The 17,037-nt window shown below is 46.7% G+C and carries 17 protein-coding genes; 15 read left to right on the top strand and 2 right to left on the bottom strand.

Features of this window, described 5'->3' with window-relative positions; all coding sequences use genetic code 11:
- Positions 1 to 196 precede the first annotated feature (196 nt).
- The 14 genes from ZOBGAL_RS10255 to ZOBGAL_RS10190 all read left to right on the top strand — a co-directional run bounded on the left by ZOBGAL_RS10255 (position 197) and on the right by ZOBGAL_RS10190 (position 13,159).
- The gene (locus ZOBGAL_RS10255) at positions 197 to 1,156 is read left to right on the top strand and encodes an NADH-quinone oxidoreductase subunit B family protein (protein WP_046287861.1); all 960 of its coding nucleotides are present in this window, start codon (positions 197 to 199) and stop codon (positions 1,154 to 1,156) included.
- A gap of 21 nt (positions 1,157 to 1,177) precedes the next feature.
- Entirely contained in the window at positions 1,178 to 2,770 is a 1,593-nt protein-coding gene (locus tag ZOBGAL_RS10250; RefSeq protein ID WP_013993526.1) for a nickel-dependent hydrogenase large subunit, read from the top strand.
- Between the two features lie 82 nt (positions 2,771 to 2,852).
- Positions 2,853 to 3,332: a hydrogenase maturation protease gene (locus ZOBGAL_RS10245; RefSeq protein WP_013993525.1), complete on the top strand. Its 480-nt coding sequence runs from the start codon at positions 2,853 to 2,855 to the stop codon at positions 3,330 to 3,332.
- Positions 3,329 to 3,649 carry a hypothetical protein gene (locus ZOBGAL_RS10240; protein WP_013993524.1) on the top strand — a complete coding sequence of 107 codons (321 nt, stop codon included), beginning with the start codon at positions 3,329 to 3,331 and terminating at the stop codon, positions 3,647 to 3,649. The genes ZOBGAL_RS10245 and ZOBGAL_RS10240 overlap by 4 nt, the downstream gene beginning before the upstream one ends.
- A complete protein-coding gene (locus ZOBGAL_RS10235) occupies positions 3,646 to 3,903 on the top strand; it encodes a hypothetical protein (protein WP_013993523.1) in 258 nt (85 codons plus the stop codon). Before ZOBGAL_RS10240 ends, ZOBGAL_RS10235 begins: the two co-directional genes overlap by 4 nt.
- Positions 3,878 to 5,359 (top strand): hypothetical protein, encoded by a 1,482-nt coding sequence (locus ZOBGAL_RS10230; RefSeq protein ID WP_013993522.1) that lies wholly within the window; start codon positions 3,878 to 3,880, stop codon positions 5,357 to 5,359. The genes ZOBGAL_RS10235 and ZOBGAL_RS10230 overlap by 26 nt, the downstream gene beginning before the upstream one ends.
- Positions 5,359 to 5,706, top strand: coding sequence for a hydrogenase maturation nickel metallochaperone HypA/HybF (locus ZOBGAL_RS10225; RefSeq protein WP_013993521.1), 348 nt, complete (start codon positions 5,359 to 5,361; stop codon positions 5,704 to 5,706). Before ZOBGAL_RS10230 ends, ZOBGAL_RS10225 begins: the two co-directional genes overlap by 1 nt.
- A gap of 67 nt (positions 5,707 to 5,773) precedes the next feature.
- On the top strand, positions 5,774 to 6,469 hold the full coding sequence (gene hypB, locus ZOBGAL_RS10220) for a hydrogenase nickel incorporation protein HypB (RefSeq protein WP_013993520.1): 696 nt from the start codon (positions 5,774 to 5,776) through the stop codon (positions 6,467 to 6,469).
- Between the two features lie 87 nt (positions 6,470 to 6,556).
- Positions 6,557 to 8,818 carry a carbamoyltransferase HypF gene (gene hypF, locus ZOBGAL_RS10215; protein WP_013993519.1) on the top strand — a complete coding sequence of 754 codons (2,262 nt, stop codon included), beginning with the start codon at positions 6,557 to 6,559 and terminating at the stop codon, positions 8,816 to 8,818.
- A 3-nt stretch (positions 8,819 to 8,821) separates the two neighbouring features.
- Positions 8,822 to 9,100 carry a HypC/HybG/HupF family hydrogenase formation chaperone gene (locus ZOBGAL_RS10210; RefSeq protein WP_013993518.1) on the top strand — a complete coding sequence of 93 codons (279 nt, stop codon included), beginning with the start codon at positions 8,822 to 8,824 and terminating at the stop codon, positions 9,098 to 9,100.
- A gap of 6 nt (positions 9,101 to 9,106) precedes the next feature.
- A complete protein-coding gene (hypD, locus tag ZOBGAL_RS10205) occupies positions 9,107 to 10,201 on the top strand; it encodes a hydrogenase formation protein HypD (RefSeq protein WP_013993517.1) in 1,095 nt (364 codons plus the stop codon).
- 49 nt (positions 10,202 to 10,250) lie between these two features.
- On the top strand, positions 10,251 to 10,811 hold the full coding sequence (locus ZOBGAL_RS10200; protein ID WP_013993516.1) for a transposase: 561 nt from the start codon (positions 10,251 to 10,253) through the stop codon (positions 10,809 to 10,811).
- Positions 10,812 to 10,944: 133 nt separating this feature from the next.
- Complete coding sequence (gene hypE / locus ZOBGAL_RS10195) at positions 10,945 to 12,006, top strand: hydrogenase expression/formation protein HypE (protein WP_013993515.1); 1,062 nt, start codon at positions 10,945 to 10,947, stop codon at positions 12,004 to 12,006.
- A 58-nt stretch (positions 12,007 to 12,064) separates the two neighbouring features.
- Positions 12,065 to 13,159, top strand: coding sequence for an NHL repeat-containing protein (locus tag ZOBGAL_RS10190; RefSeq protein WP_013993514.1), 1,095 nt, complete (start codon positions 12,065 to 12,067; stop codon positions 13,157 to 13,159).
- Here the strand turns inward: ZOBGAL_RS10190 and ZOBGAL_RS10185 are convergent.
- The gene (locus ZOBGAL_RS10185) at positions 13,156 to 13,860 is read right to left on the bottom strand and encodes an urease accessory protein UreH domain-containing protein (protein WP_013993513.1); all 705 of its coding nucleotides are present in this window, start codon (positions 13,858 to 13,860) and stop codon (positions 13,156 to 13,158) included. The two genes, ZOBGAL_RS10190 and ZOBGAL_RS10185, sit on opposite strands and share 4 nt — an antisense overlap.
- A 291-nt stretch (positions 13,861 to 14,151) precedes the next feature.
- Between ZOBGAL_RS10185 and ZOBGAL_RS10180 the strand changes: the two genes are divergently transcribed.
- Positions 14,152 to 15,426 (top strand): glycosyl hydrolase family 28-related protein, encoded by a 1,275-nt coding sequence (locus ZOBGAL_RS10180; protein ID WP_013993512.1) that lies wholly within the window; start codon positions 14,152 to 14,154, stop codon positions 15,424 to 15,426.
- A gap of 138 nt (positions 15,427 to 15,564) precedes the next feature.
- On the opposite strand, the gene mnmE is transcribed toward ZOBGAL_RS10180, so the two are convergent.
- A complete protein-coding gene (gene mnmE, locus ZOBGAL_RS10175; RefSeq protein ID WP_013993511.1) occupies positions 15,565 to 16,962 on the bottom strand; it encodes a tRNA uridine-5-carboxymethylaminomethyl(34) synthesis GTPase MnmE in 1,398 nt (465 codons plus the stop codon).
- Between the last annotated feature and the right edge of the window lie 75 nt (positions 16,963 to 17,037).

The raw sequence follows: 17,037 nt of genomic DNA, 5'->3' as shown, positions 1-17,037 counted from the left end.
AGAAACTCAAAAGACCAAGAACATCTTCCGAAAAAGCACGATTTCCTTACAATCCACCCCCTTTACAACAAAACATCAGAATAGCCTTACATATTATTTAGATATATTCCAAATTAATGAGAATATCATAATTATTTTGCTAAATAAGTGTCATATTTATACTTTAATGTTTCCAAACCAAATATTTCATAAGAATATGGCAAATGTATTATGGTTGCAAGGAGGTGCATGCAGTGGCAACACCATGTCCTTTTTAAATGCCGAAGAACCCACGGTAGTGGAGCTTATTACCGACTTCGGCCTCAACATTTTATGGCACCCCACAACGGGTTTACAGATCGGGGACCAAGTTCAAGACCTCTTAAAGGATATCCTTGCCGGTAAGGTACAGATGGACATTCTTGTTTACGAAGGTTCGTTGATCCAAGGCCCGAACAACACGGGTACAATGAACTATTTCGCCGACCGTCCGATGATGGACTGGATTAAAGAACTCTCGGAAGTTGCGGGTTATGTCGTCGCTATCGGCGATTGCGCAACATGGGGAGGTATACCTGCGGTTCCTCCGAACCCCAGTGAGTCTACCGGATTGCAATTCCATAAGAAAAACAAAGGCGGTTTCCTAGGGGCCGACTACGTTTCCAAGGGAGGCTTGCCGGTGATTAATATTCCCGGTTGTCCGGCCCACCCCGATTGGATCACGCAAATTCTTGTGGCCATTGCCGTAGGAAGGATTGGCGATGTTCAAATCGACGATTACCATAGGCCAAAAACCTTCTTTACCGATTTTGTGCAGACCGGTTGTACCAACGTGGTCAACTTTGCACAAAAAGTAGATGGTGGCTTTGGTAGGCGTGGCGGATGCCTATTCTATGAGGTTGGTTGTAGAGGACCAATGACCAGGGCTAGCTGTAACAACATTCTTTGGAACAGACAGTCAAGTAAGACACGGGCCAATCACCCCTGTCTTGGTTGTACCGAACCCGGTTTCCCGCACCACGACCTCAAAAAGGGAAGTGTTATGAAAACCATGAAATATATGGGCACGTTTCCAAAAGAGGTTCCTGAAGGAAGAACTAAACTAGCCTATTACATGGAGGCAGGTTTCCAAAAGATCATGCCTTCGAACAAGCGAGTACAGGAAACTTCAAAATAACCGAACCTTAAAGAATCAAAAATGTCAGTTAAAGAATTAAATATATCTCCTGTTGGCCGTGTTGAGGGCGATTTGGACGTAAAAGTCTATATCGACAACGGCAAAGTGACCCGTGCCCATACGCAAGCTGCGATGTTCAGGGGCTTCGAGAAAATAATGGCGGGCAAGGACCCCCAATCGGGACTCGTAGTTACGCCAAGGATTTGTGGAATCTGCGGAGGATCGCACCTTTATTGCGCCTCGTCGGCACTTGATACCGCTTGGGGTACCAAACTAACGCCCAATGCCCTTTTGTTAAGGGCCATAGGCCAAGCTTCGGAAACCCTACAAAGTATCCCCAGATGGTTCTACGCTATCTTCGCGACCGATTTGGCGAATAAAAAATATGCCGATAAACCTTTATATAAGGAAGTAGTAAAACGCTGGTCCGCCTACGTTGGCGAAACCTTTCAAATAGGATTGACCGCCAGTGGACTGCCTGTTCAGATCTACGCCCTGTTCGGTGGCCAATGGCCCCACTCGAGCTATATGGTTCCGGGCGGTGTTATGTGTGCCCCTACCCTTAAGGATATTACAAGGGCGCATGCCATTCTGGCCCAGTTCAAAAACGATTGGCTGGAACCCGTTTGGCTAGGTTGTTCCATTGAACGTTACATGGAAATCAAGACCTGGGACGATATGTTGGCGTGGGTCGAAGAGAACGAATCACAGAAAAACAGTGATCTAGGCCTATTGATACGTGCAGGAATCGAGTTCGGATTGGATAAATTCGGTCAAGGTGTGGGCAAGTTCTTGGCAACAGGAACCTACTTGCACAAAGACATGTACAACAACCCGACCATCGAAGGTAGAAATGCCGCCTTGATTTCCTCGAGCGGATTCTTCGACGGCGAGAACTATCACGAGTTCGACCACATGAAGATCAGCGAGCACGTGAAGCATTCATGGTACGATAATCAAAAAGACGGGCTCCACCCTTGGGACGAGCCCTTACCAACGCCCATGAAATCGCAGACCTTGCACGAAACCGATTTTGACAACCAATACAGTTGGTCCAAATCGCCTCGTTACGACGGCCATGCCGCCGAAGCCGGACCATTGGCCCGTGCCATCATGAACGCTAACCCGGCCAACAAAGACCATCAAATTCAAGACCCTTTGTTTGGCGATATAATTAAAAAGCTAGGCCCCAGTGTATTTACCAGGGTATTGGCCAGGGTACATGAGGCTCCGAGAATCTACACCTTTATTGAAAAATGGTTATCGGAAATCGATTTGGACGGTGAGTTCTACGTAAAACCTGTTGAGAAAGACGGCAAAGGTTTCGGTGCTACCGAGGCGGCACGTGGTGCCCTCGCCCACTGGATCGAAATCGAAAACGGTGTGATCAAAAACTACCAAGTCATGGCGCCGACCACATGGAATGTCGGTCCGCAAGACGGTAACGATAACCCCGGACCTATAGAAACCGCCCTGTTGGGCACCGAGATAGAAGATCCGTCAGATCCCGTTGAAGTGGGTATCGTGGCGCGTTCCTTCGACTCGTGCCTGGTATGTACCGTACATGCCCATGATGCAAACAGTGGTGTTGAACTATCCCGATTTAAACTATAATTACGGATTTCGATAATGATTACCTTAGACCTCATAGATCTTAGAGATCTGTGAGGTCTTTATATCTAAAACAAGAAAGCATATGAAGACGGCCATAATGGGCTTCGGAAACCCCGTACGTAGCGATGATGCGGTAGGTATTTACGTCATCGAAGAACTGCGAAAAAAACTCCCCGAAACGGAAGACATCAGCATTTTTGACATGGGCACCGCGGCCTTTGAGGTGCTTTTCGGCTTAAAAGGACACGACAGGATCATTTTGGTAGATGCGGTCCTTAACAGCAATGAACCTGTAGGTACCTTGTTCAAGGTTCCCGCCGAAGAGGTTATGAAAGCTCCGCAAGACGACCCCATGGTCTTCTTGCACGGCATGAAGTGGGACCAGGCCTTGTCGTACACCAAAAAGATAATGCAAGACGAATATCCCGAAGACATTCAAGTGTACCTAGTGGCCATAGAAAATACGAAGCTAGAGGTAGACCTTAGCGATGAAGTGAAAGACGCCGGGGACAAAATTGTACAACACATTTTGGAAGACCTAAAGCTACCGATACCCTCGTGAACCCTAGAATCAGCCTAAAAACTTCCCATATTTACTTAGACCATGAGTTGATCGCCCCCATTTTTGGAGAAACCCAATATGCCTATGTAACCTATGTAAGGGAACAGGGCACTATTTTGATCACGCCCGTCACGAGCCAGTGGTTCGTAAAAATGTACAAACCCACGCAGTTTCTATTGAAAACGCGTAACTTAAAGGGTGACAAGACCCTTGCCGTTCGCGAGTTGTTGATAGATAACGATCTGGATATGACGGATAGGGAACTCGACTATGAAATTATTGAAAAGACCCGTTTAATCAAGGTGGCTGTTAGATGACGAAACAAAACAACAATTGGCTGATAGATGCCGAGGTACAGTACAAGGTTACCCCGGTCAAAGGCCGTTGGGAAGTTTCGCTGATATTCATCAACACCAAAGACCCGAAACAGGTCTTAATTCAGACCATTGGGGATTATAGGACAGAGCGCCTGGCCGAGATTTATGGAAGAAACATGATGTTGACGGCGGCCAAAGACCCCCGAGGCACACAAAAAGTAGACAAAGATGCTTACGATATTAACGACAACTGATGCCTTTCAAAAAGTACAAGATGCGATTGGGAGCGTCGACCGGCTCGATGAACTGGTTACGGTAACCGAGGCTCCTGAAAATATAGGCGACACAAAAATGCTAACGGCCGATACCGACACCCTATCGGTTACCTTGGATTGGTACGACCTGGAACCGCCCTATGTGTTTCCTGAGATTCCGTTTACTCCCAAAAATTTGCTCGCCTTGGTTTTCTACAAATTGGGAAACCATCAGAAGGCTTTTGAATTTGTTTCGGAAGCATCACCCCTGTACCATCACCTTCTGATTGCGACCCATTTACAGTTCGGTTACGAGATTTCGACCAACATGATCGATTTCTGCTACAACACCTCGGCCCACAATAGCGCCATTATCAATTATTACGGTGCCGTGACGCCCTCCCAAGGACATGCCGAGCTTAAAAAGGGATTTATCGAAGCCCTAACAAAAGCCGAAAACGACGAGGTCAAGGTTTTTACCGCAAAACATTACCTGAACTTGTTATTGGATGCGGGAGAATTGAAGGAGGCCAAAGCATTAGTGGAAGAGCAACTGAAAATCGCTGTTTCCGACGATGCCAAAAATGCCATGAACAGCCATTTGGCCGGCATTCTAATGGCTCAGTTACAAATGCCCCATGACCCCGAAAAATTAAATGAAGTCCATGAACTCCAACTGGGCTGCATTGCCTATTTCGAGGAAAAAGGCCTTAGTGTACAGGCCGGTATGTTATTGGTGGATGCCGCGGAAATCGCCAATTTCAAGAAAGATTTTATCGCTTCGAAGGAACTCATCAACCGGGCGATCCAATATTTTAGAAAGGAAGATATTCCCGAATTCCTAGGGGAAGCCATGTATAAAAAAGCCATTCTTTTGTACACCTGGTCAAAGAACGGCAATCCACAGTATTACAAGGCGTCCATTAACGCCTTCCAAGACGTTCTAAAGGTATTTAAGCGCGATACGCATCCGCAGAAATTTGCCGATGTACACCATAATTTGGCGCTTATCTATTCGGAAATTCCGGTATCCTCAGAAGAAAAACCCATGTGGACGGCCTTTTGTGCTTCTTCCTTCAAAGAGGTACTCGCTTTTTATACCAAGGATAAATACCCGTACGAACATGCCATGGCCAGCCACAATTATGCAACGGCCCTGATGCATTTTCCCCCGGCAAAAATCCACGACAACCTGGAGAAGGCGGCGGGACTTTTCAACGAGGCCCTCGAAATACGAACGGCAAGCGAATATCCCTTCGAGCGGGCCCTCACCCTATTGAACCAATTGGAACTGGGCTGGCTCACGCACAACGAAAACAGTTCCGAAGAACTGAAAAAATACGAAGAAATGAAGGCCAAGGCCGAAGAGATCAAAACCTTGGTCGACGACAAAAACCTGATTGCCCAGGCGGATCAGCATTTAGAGGAATTGGAAAAAGTAAAAAGTTTAATTTAATGCACGAAACATCGATCGTAAATAGCATTATGCGCACCTTGGAACAGGAGTTCGAAAGGGAAAAATTAAATAAAATGAAGGCCATTCATTTGAAAGTAGGGGTCTTATCGAACATTGAACCCCGCCTTTTGCACAATGCCTATAGCGCCTATCATTTGAGCAACCCGGGGTACCACCATGTGGAACTGCACATAGAATCGACCCCTTTAAAGATCCAATGTGAGGTCTGCAACCATATTACCGACGTGCAGAACTATCGGTTTATCTGTGAAAATTGTGACCGGCCCAGCAAAAATGTGATCCAAGGCGAGGAAATGCTGATCCACAAAGTAGAATTTGAAGACTGAGCCTAGCGGCCAGCCGATTATAACAAGGAATTACGACCCCAAGGGTCACTCAAAAAAAGGAAAGAAAATGGTAGAAAAATCAACGAAAGCGGCACGAGGTACCGTGCAATGTGAAAACACGAACATCCATTTGCTCAAGGCCAATGATTTTGTGGCCGATATCATCAAAAAGGAAATGGCCAAGACCGGCACCCTTTTAATCAATATTACCTCCTCGGCAGGAAGCGGTAAAACGACCCTTATGCAAAAAACGGCCGAAAAGCTGAAAGACAAGATAAACATCGCCGTGATGGTAGGTGACCTCGAAACCGAGCGGGATGCCGACCGTATTCGAGAAACGGGCATTCAGGCCCTGCAGATCGTAACCGGCGGCATCTGCCACTTGGAAGCGCAAATGGTACACCAGGTATTGGACCAGTTCGATTTGGAAAACATCGATCTGCTCTTTATTGAAAATGTCGGCAATTTGGTCTGCCCCTCGTCCTTTGATTTGGGCGAAGACTACCGAGTGACCCTGATGGCCACTACCGAGGGCGACGACAAACCCAAAAAATATCCCAAAATGTTCTTGACCAGCGACATGATGCTGGTGTCCAAGGCCGACCTGCTTCCCTACGTGCCCTTTTCGGTAGAAGCCGTTACCAAGGATGCGCGTGAAGTGAACCATGAAATCGAAGTGCTGCAAATATCTTCGACTACCGGTGAAGGTATCGACGAATGGTGCAACTGGTTGTTGGAAAAAGTGAAACAAAAGAAAGGATAGGTCTTCGTAAAAGGAATCTCTCAAGACAAGAGACCTCACGGGTCTCTAAGACCCGTGAGGTCTGTAGGTCGGTCTGTATTCAAAACCATGGAAAAAACTTTTCAAATCATTATTTCGGGGCAGGTACAAGGAGTCGGATTTCGCCCCTTTGTCTATGGTTTGGCGCATCAATATCGATTAAAAGGCATGGTTTGCAATAATGAAAATGGGGTGTTGATCCATATAAGCGCCTCCGAAGAAAGGGCCACCGAGTTCTTGCACGCCCTGTTGCAAAAGGCCCCGGCCATTTCCGTGATACAATCCCACAGCCTATCCGAGCTTCCCCTGCGTTCCTATTCCGATTTTAGGATCCTTCCCTCGGAAAGCAAACACCAGATCGACATTCCCTTAACGCCCGATTTTGTCATTTGCGAATCCTGCAAATCCGAGATTAGAAATACGGCCCATCGGCGCTTCGGCTATGCCTTTACCACCTGTACCCATTGCGGACCGCGGTATGCCATAACCACCAAATTTCCTTTTGAACGGGCAAATACAACCATGTCCAAATTTCATATGTGTACCCCATGCGAAACCGAGTACACCGACCCCAACGACCGACGCTTTCATTCACAGACCAATAGTTGTACTGAATGCGGCATTCAATTACGATTGACGACTGCGGACGGAATCCCCATAGCAACCGACACCCCTGGGATTATCAAAAAGGTTTCTGGGCTTATTCTGTCGGGAAAAATCGTGGCCCTTAAAAACACGAACGGCTATTTGCTTTGCTGCGATGCCAACAACAAAACGGCCATAGGGCGCTTGCGTGAAAAAAAACAACGTCCCACCAAACCCTTTGCCCTCCTCTACCCATCCCTCGAAAAAATAAAAAAGGACTTCGAACTTGGTACTGCGGAGGAAAAGGCGCTTACTTCTTCGGCCGGCCCCATTGTCATTCTCAATCCGAAAAAAAACATCTCCGATTTGGCACTAGGAGCCATAGCTCCAGGGCTGGACCAATTGGGGGCAATGTTGGCCTCTTCCGCCCTGCTCACCCTTTTGATGGATGCCTTAAAAATACCCATCATCGCCACGAGCGGAAACATCCATGGCTCCCCCATCATTTGCGAGGCCGAAGATGCCATTCAAAAGTTATCGGGCGTTGCCGACTATTTTGTACACCACAATCTAAACATCTCCTTTCCCCAGGACGATTCGGTAGTGCGATTTGCCGGCGAACAACGGATTACCCTACGGCGTTCACGCGGCTTGGCCCCGAATTATTTGAATAGTCCCCTTTCGGGCAACCAAAAGGTATTGGCCATGGGCGCCCACCTCAAAAGCTCCTTTGGTTTCGTTCCCAATACGCATACCTATGTGAGTCCCTATTTCGGAAACCTCGACAACTACGAGGTCTCACAGCGCTATCAAGAAAGCATCACAAAATTCACCTCCCTCTTCGAAACACGGCCCGAAATCGTTTTGATCGATGCCCACCCCCAATACCAGAGCAGTATTATGGGCAGGGAGCTGGCCGATAAATGGAAGGCCGAACTGTACCCGATTCAACACCACAAAGCCCATTTCGCCAGCGTTTTGGGAGAGCATCGCCTCTTCGAGACCGAAGAAAAAATACTGGGAACGGTTTGGGACGGTACCGGGTTAGGCGACGACGGTGCCATTTGGGGCGGTGAGTTCTTTGTTTTTGAAAACGGAAGGATAGAACGCTTGGCCCATTTTGAATATGTCGATTGGATCGCTGCGGACAAAATGGCCAAGGAACCCCGTTTGTCCTTGCTCTGTATGCTTCCCGAAAGCGAAAGGGAAGTTGTTCGCCATAAATTTTCGCAAACCGAATGGAAGGTCTACAACACAATGTTGAAGAAAAACACCCTAAAAACCTCTTCCGTCGGCCGTTTGTTCGACGCCGTGGCCTCCCTTTTGGATATATGCGACAACACTTCCTACGAAGGTGAGGCCGCCATGCTTTTGGAAAACGAGGCCCGAAATTACACGGGCGGCGATCCTATCGATTTTTTGGAAGGAAGGGCATCCCAAAACATCCCTACAAGAATACTTACGGCCAACATCCTAAAAGCAAAAACAGCAGGACTCGCCAAATCGCAAATCGCGCATGGTTTTATCCATACCCTGGCCCTATCGATTTTAAAAACGGCAAGACAAAACCATTGCGGAACCATAGCCTGTAGCGGTGGTGTTTTTCAGAATTCGGTATTGGTCGAAAAACTGTCGCAACTAGCGCAAAAACAGGGCATCAAGTTAAAATTTAATCGTATATTGTCTAGTAACGACGAGAACATTTCGTTCGGACAATTATGCTATCATCAGTATATTAAAAATTGAATTATGTGCTTAGCAATTCCAGGTAAAATAAAGAGTATCGAATCGCAATACGACGGTATGGTGCGTATGGCCAAAGTATCTTTTGGCGGTATCACCAAGGAAGCCAGTCTAGAGATGCTTCCCGATGCCGATGTAGGCGACTATGTCTTGGTGCACGTGGGTGTCGCGATCAGTAAGGTGGACGAGGAAGAGGCCCAAAAAACGTTCAAATACCTCGAGGAAATCGGGGAACTGGGCGACCTGGAAGACGTTGATGAATATTTACCCAAAACCGATAACTAGCGAACTATGAAGTACATGTCGGAATACCGCGATCCCGCGTTGGCAAAAAAGTATTTGGAGGAAATAAAAAGAACCGTATCCCGGCCTTGGTCCATTATGGAAGTCTGTGGCGGGCAGACCCACAGTCTGGTAAAGAACGGCATCATCGACATGTTGCCCGATAAGGTCACCATGATCCATGGGCCCGGTTGCCCGGTCTGCGTTACTCCCTTGAACCTGATCGACAAAGCCGTTCACCTGGCTACGGAAAAGGGCGTAATCCTTTGTTCCTTTGGCGATATGCTCCGCGTACCGGGCTCCGAAAAGAGTCTTTTGGAAGCCAAGGCCGAAGGGGCCGATATACGGATTTTATATTCTCCTTTGGAAGCCGTGAAAATTGCGAAGGACAATCCTGATAAAGAAGTGGTTTTCTTTGCCGTGGGGTTCGAAACTACGGCTCCGGCCAATGCCCTGTCCGTTGTGCATGCCCATCATAGAGGAGTAAAAAACTATTCCATCTTAGCATCGCATGTATTGGTGCCCCCGGCCATAAAGGCGGTTATGGAGGACGAGGAAAGTAAGATCGACGGATTTTTGGCCGCAGGCCATGTATGTACCATCATGGGCAATACGGAGTACCACCCGCTATCGGCCGAATACAAGGTGCCTATCGTCGTAACCGGCTTTGAGCCCTTGGACGTGCTTCAAGGTATCTTGATGGTCATCCGCCAGTTGGAACAGAGCAAATCGGAAGTCGAAAACCAGTATGCCCGTATCGTTCGGGAGGAGGGAAATACAGAAGCACAAAAGATTATCAATGAAGTGTTCGAGGTGCGCCACCAAATGTGGCGCGGTATCGGTGAAATTCCCGATAGTGGCTATGCGGTACGCGAGAAATACGCCGAATACGATGCCACCAAAAAATACGAGGTCAGTATAACGGAAGCTCCCGAAAACCCCTTATGCATTTCGGGACAGATCATGAAGGGCATCAAAAAACCATTTGAGTGTTCGCAGTTCGGCAAAACATGCAAACCTACGAATCCCTTGGGCGCACCCATGGTGAGCAGCGAAGGGGCCTGCGCCGCCTACTATCACTTTTCGGGAATGGTTGAAGCATAACGACCCCATCGGGACAAGGGGTTTCAGGTATAGACTAAATCATATCCAAATGCAATACGAACCGATACGATCGGACCAATACTATCATATCTACAATCAGGGAAACAACGGAGAGGACATCTTTGTTGAAGGTAGGAATTATGCCTACTTCCTTCGATTAATGTACAAATACCTCGATGCCATAAGCGACATATACGCCTACTGTTTATTGAAAAACCATTTTCACATCGTCTTGAAATTCAATGAAAATGTGGCCGACAAGGTGATTTCACAAAAACTATCCAACCTGTTCAACTCCTATGCCAAGGCCATAAACAAGGCCTATGAACGCACGGGAAGTCTTTTTCGGGACAGATTCCGAAGAAAGAGAATAGAAGACGAAAACTACCTTAAAAACTTGATCGTGTATGTGCATTTGAATCCCGAACACCACGGGTTTACCAATGATTTTAGAAGGTACAAGTATTCTTCGTACTCAAGTTATTTGTCCGATTTGCCCTCGAAGCTCGATCGGGAATTTATACTAGGGCTGTTCGAAGACAGGTCCAATTTTGTACATGCCCATTTGAACAAAAAAATGGAACTGGAAAAAAGTTTAACTTTAGAATAATAGACCTTATAGGAGACCTCATGAGACCTCACGGGTCTTGAAGACCCGTGAGGTCTGAACTAAAAACATCAGGTCTCACCGAAAAAATGAGACCTCACGGGTCTTGGAGACCCGTGAGGTCTGACCGAAAAAAATGAAAGAAAACAACAAAATACGCATGCAACTGCAATGCCCCATGCCCAAACTGGACTTTGATGTCATTACCCTAGGGCATGGAAGCGGAGGGGTATTGACCAACAAACTATTGGACAGCGGGGTCTTTGACCTGCTCAGTAACGATATCCTGAACGAAAGACACGATGGTGCTTTTCTTGAACTCAACGGCAAGACCGCCTTCTCTACGGACAGTTTTCTGGTGTCCCCCATCTTTTTTCCGGGCGGGAACATCGGTGAGCTTGCGGTGAACGGAACGGTAAACGACCTGGCCATGTGCGGGGCCACCCCAAAATACCTGTCCCTCAGCTTTATCATTGAGGAAGGCCTGCCCGTAAAGGAGTTTTGGGATATTTTAGTGGCCATCAAATTCGCCTGTGAAAAAGCGGGCGTGCAAATCGTAACCGGCGATACCAAGGTAGTGGAAAAGGGAAAGGGCGATAAAATATTCGTCAATACCTCGGGTGTAGGCCCCATACATCCGAAAGCCAATATCAGTGCCAAAAATATAGCGGTAGGCGATAAAATTATCATCAGCGGAAATATCGCCTCGCACGGAATGGCCATTATGTCTGTACGTGAAGGGCTGGAATTCGATTCCGAGATTGAAAGCGATACCACCAACCTTAACCATACGGTCATTAAGCTGATCGATGAATTTGGAGGGGACATCCACCTATTGACCGACCCGACACGGGGCGGCGTGGCAACGGTACTCAAGGAAATAGCCCAATCGTCGGAAATCGGAATCGACCTGTTTCAAAAAGACCTACCTATCGACAACCAAGTGGCCAGCGCCTGTGAACTCTTGGGGCTCGACCCTTTGTATGTGGCCAACGAAGGGCTCTTCATCGCCTTTGTCCCCGAAGCATCGGCCGATGCGGTTTTGGAACGATTACAGCAAGATGAAAAGGGCAAAAACGCACGGATCATTGGAAGCGTAGTCGGCGAACACCCCAAGCAGGTGATTATGGAAAGTGCCATAGGCGGAAAACGCGTCATCAGCATGTTGCCCGGTGAACAATTACCCAGGATCTGCTAAACAGAACATTAAAAACCCAAGATGTCCGTAAAAGTACCGACCGAGAAAATACCTATCCATGAATTTTGAAACCTTAGGTCCGAACGTTAGCAATTCCTATATTTTTAAAGGTTCGGAGCAAACTCCCTTTTTGGCACCACGGGGTGTCTTTGTCGCCAACGGCCATCTTTTTGTTTCCGATACAGGGCGAAACCGGGTGTTTATCTGGAAGACCCTGCCTACCACCGAGTATCAGGAACCTGACGTCGTCCTGGGCCAGACGGACATGGAGGAAACGGGAAGAAATTCGGGCGGACTTGCATCGGAGCATACCTTGCACTACCCTTCCGGCATTTGGAGCGACGGCAATCTATTGATCGTCGGCGATGCATGGAACCATCGGGTGCTGATCTGGCATACCCTGCCCACAAAGAATGGCCAAGCGGCCGACGTGGTCGTGGGGCAGCCGGACTTCGTCTCCAACCAGCCCAACGTTGCCGGGATAGGAAACGACCCTTCTGCTCGAAGCTTGAATTGGCCCTACGGTGTTTTTTCCGATGGCACCCGGCTTTGGATCGCCGATACCGGCAACCGGAGGATCCTCTTTTACCATGACATCCCCAAAACCAACTATAAAACAGCCGATAAGGTCATCGGAAAGCCCGATTTTACAACCCGAGATTACGAAAACCACGAACCCATTTGGCCCTATTCGGTTAAAGTGAACGCCAACAAGCAAATGGTCGTCGCCGATACGCAGTTCTACAGAAACCTCGTTTGGAACAATGCCGAAGAAGCCTTTTCAAAACCGGCCGACGTAATCGTTGGCCAAGCGGATTTTGATGCCTGTGGGCAGAATCAATTCGGACTCTTTCCTAACGCACGATCCTTAAACTGGACTTACGATGCCTGTTTTTATAAAGGTGGCCTTTTGGTAAACGATACGGGAAACAGCAGGATATTGTGGTTCGAGTCCATTCCAAAGACCCACAACGCCGAGGCCACGGCCGTCATCGGAAAGCGCGATTTTAAAACGGGAAGTGAAAACAAGGACACCCTACATGGCACCTCAAGTTCGCTCTACTGGCCCTTTTCGATCTGTACCCAAGGGAACAAGCTGATCATTGCCGATACGGGCAACCACCGCCTAGTGCTTACCAACTTGAAATTTTAGAGTCCCAAATACAGCCAATAGACGCCTACGAAAATGGCGAAGAGTCCCCCCGAAAGACGAACCATCTTAAAAAGTGATTTGCTTTGGCCCTTGGCATAGCCCGATACCTTCCCCAATAAAAACGTATATATGGTCATGGCCAAAACCGTACCTATGCCAAAGCCAATGATATACTGAAGGCTGTCCCCTTGACTTTCGAATCCCAATACCGGGAGAAGAAGAATAAAATGCGCCACCCCGGCAAGTCCGTGCAGCACGCCGATTCCAAAAGAGGACCAAACGTTCTGTTTTACCTTTTTATCGTGGGGATGGGAGTGTTCGAGTTTATTGGCATCATGATCGTGTTCATGTACATGAATGTAGGGCTCGTCCCCATCGTGTACATGAGGATGTTTGTGGTTTTTAGCCTTGTAAAAGAGACTGACCAAGGCCCATAGCCCGATGGCGATCAGCACCACCCCGACCAATTGCTCGCTGTGCTCCGATATCCTTTCGATGGGAATGTATTCCCTGAAGGCCAGAAAAAGCAGGCCGATGAGGAGCATTCCCACCAAGTGTCCAAAACCCCAAAACAGACCTATTTTCCATACTTTACGACGGGTTTCAATGGCTAGGGGCGTAACCGCGGCCAAGTGGTCCGGTCCGGAAACCACATGTAGTACGGCAGCGGCAATACCTGCAAATAGTGGAAAACTTATCATATTGACAATTCTAAATACAATGTAAGGAAATTTCAGATTATCAAGCGCATCTTAACCCTGCATTTTTCAGTTTATGGCGATAATTTGAAACACCTGAATCTAGGCGCTTTAGAAGCTGTTCCCACACGTAGAATACAACTTAATAACAGGATAATATAGACCTATAATAGATGTAGTAAAATGATTATAATTTAATAAGATATATACTACTAAATACAAATCATTTACCCCTAAATACATCTGGCTTTATGCGGGATCATAGCTTTACACCGAAACCACAAATCTATATCTATGAAAAAAATTCAAATGTATTTAGCCACAATTGCCCTTTCCGCTTTACTCGTTCAATGTGAAATAAACGACTACATCGGGTCGGGAAGCGATCAAGAACCCTCACAATGCAAAATAGACGATGACAGGGTGCAAAAGAACCTAGTAGTCGATTATGGAGCTGATGGCACCGACCAAGAGAACGACAGTAAACAATTACAACAGGCCATAGACGAAGTTTCGGCCATAGATGGAGGAGGTATAATATTCATACCTCAAGGCCAATACTACCTCAGTGAGATAAGCCTAAAATCCAATGTCCATTTATCTTTTGAAGACGGAACTATCATTAAGCCCATAGGAAGGGAAAACAATAAAAACTACTCTGTTTTCTATCTAGGTGTAAACTCCGGCGTAGTGAAAAACGTAAAAATAACCGGAAGTTGCGGCAAGTTCACCGTCGATTTACGAGAGGTCGAGAATACCAATGTCAGGGTCATTCAATGTGGAAATGTGGACGGATTTGTACTTTCAGATTTTGGCGTATTGGACCAACTCACCAAGTTTTCAGCGATTACTTTCGGTTTAGCTTCCTATGACGGCAAGTATTTCGGACCACGCAACGGTACGGTCAAAAACATTAGTGCCTTTTCCACACACTACGGCTATGGTTTGGTTCAAGCACAGGTAGGCAAAAACGTAGAATTCAAAAACCTCTATAGTGAGGGCGGAGTGACCTTGCGATTGGAAACAGGGGAAAACAAATTCAATGAATTACAACCTGAAGGACTCGGCATTTTCGATATTAAAGCGAAAAATATCATCGGGGAAAACGGGAATTCCGCCGTCATGATATCCCCCCATACCATCAAAAACGGGCATGTACACATAAAGAATGTTGTGGCCAACAATTGCGGATTTGCAGTTCGTATCGATAAAGGTTTTGCCAACAAATCACAGTCAGAACTAGGAATATCTCCCGGTTACTTTAAAAACCCGACCATTTCGAACGTTAAAGCCACCTATGGCACAACCTCACAGCTTAAATGGAAACACTGGGACAAGTACTTGGATTGCGACTCAAGGGCCTTGCTAACCCCGAATCCCGATGAATTTACCGGCAATCTCGGCAAAGAAATTTTTATAGGCCCTTCTATTACCCCCATATTGTACGATGCCTCGGGAGAAGGACCTGGCCATTACGAAGCTACCATCTCAAGAGTCACAAAAAAAGGTTTTGGCCCTACTCAAAAAAGCATCATCACCGAAAACGACAAGGTAAACTGCACCCCATAACAATTGCCCTATCAAGTCTGTAAATAGCCTCTTGAGACCATGTCTTAAGAGGTTATTTTATATCAAAGCATATTGCTTGATATATCCGTATTGAACGCTAACCAATATATAAACGGTGGACAACAAAACCTTTTGCCATTACTTCCCGATACAAAAATTAGCGAAAATATTCCCCAATAGTTCATCATTGGTCACTTGGCCGGTTATCTCCCCTAAATGATATAGGGCTTCGCGAACATCAATGGCCATAAGGTCGCTAGAGAGCCCTTCTTCCATACCAAATTGCACCTTTTCTATTTCCTCAAGCGCTTTTAAGAGCGAATTGTAGTGCCGTGTATTGGTTACAATTGTCTCATTGTTACGCAAGGCTCCCGTATTTACGAATTCCAAAAGTTTGTTCTGCAAGTCCTCTACCCCTTCTCCGGTTTTGGCAGAAATATACCTCACCTCACTTAATGCCCCTGCAATATTTTCCTTATCCTTTTCGGTCAAAGTATCGGCCTTGTTTACCAATAGAAGCAAAGGTTTTTGCGGGTTGCGGTTTTTTATTTTTTCGAAATCGACTACAATGTTTTTTAGCTTGTCATTATTGGCCCTAAGCTTGGCCCCGTCAACAAGAAGCAAAACGACCTGAGCCTGTTCGATCTTTTCGAAAGTCCGTTTTATACCCATACCCTCAACCACATCTTCCGTTTCGCGTATCCCTGCCGTATCGATAAAACGAAAACCGATACCTCCAATCGAGATCTCGTCTTCTATCGTATCCCTAGTAGTACCTGCAATATCGGAAACCAAGGCACGCTCTTCATTCAAAAATGCATTGAGCAAGGTAGATTTTCCCACATTGGGTTCACCCACAATGGCTACCGGGATTCCGTTTTTAATAACGTTTCCTACGGCAAAAGAATCGATCAATCCCTTCAATACTTTCTGAATACGCCCAAGCAACTCCTTAAACTGCGTACGGTCGGCGAACTCTACATCTTCCTCAGAAAAATCCAACTCCAATTCAATTAAAGACGCGAAGTTCAAGAGCTCTTGTCTCAAAGACTTGATCTCGTTACTAAAGCCGCCGCGCATCTGCTGCATGGCTATCTGGTGACTGGCCGCATTATCACTGGCTATCAGGTCAGCCACCGCTTCAGCCTGGCTAAGGTCCATTTTACCATTGAGGAAGGCCCTAAGGGTAAACTCCCCTGCTTCGGCCGTTCTACATCCGTTCCTTAAGAAGAGCTGAATGAGCTGTTGTTGAATAAATGGGGAACCATGACATGAAATCTCGACAACGTTCTCCCCTGTATACGAATTCGGCCCTTTAAAAACCGATACAAGAACCTCGTCCAACAACTTCCCTCCATCGACAATATGACCCAAACTAATGGTATGGCTCTTCTTCTTGGTCAAATCCTTACCATAGGCCGATTGAAAAAAGGGGGCTACGATATCTATGGCCTTTTCGCCAGAAATACGTATTACCGCAATAGCCCCGGCACCTGAAGGCGTGGCCAATGCTATGATGTTATCGTTAGGGATCATTCATGAGTTTTTGCAAAAGTACTCAAAAACAGATAGAAGTCTTCGGCCTTCTTGTACGACAAAAATATAATTGCA

Origin of the sequence: Zobellia galactanivorans (assembly GCF_000973105.1) — a bacterium.
Classification (GTDB): Bacteria; Bacteroidota; Bacteroidia; order Flavobacteriales; family Flavobacteriaceae; genus Zobellia; species Zobellia galactanivorans.
The sequence above is the reverse complement of the archived record's forward strand: the minus strand, read 5'-3'. Positions and strand labels throughout refer to the sequence as shown.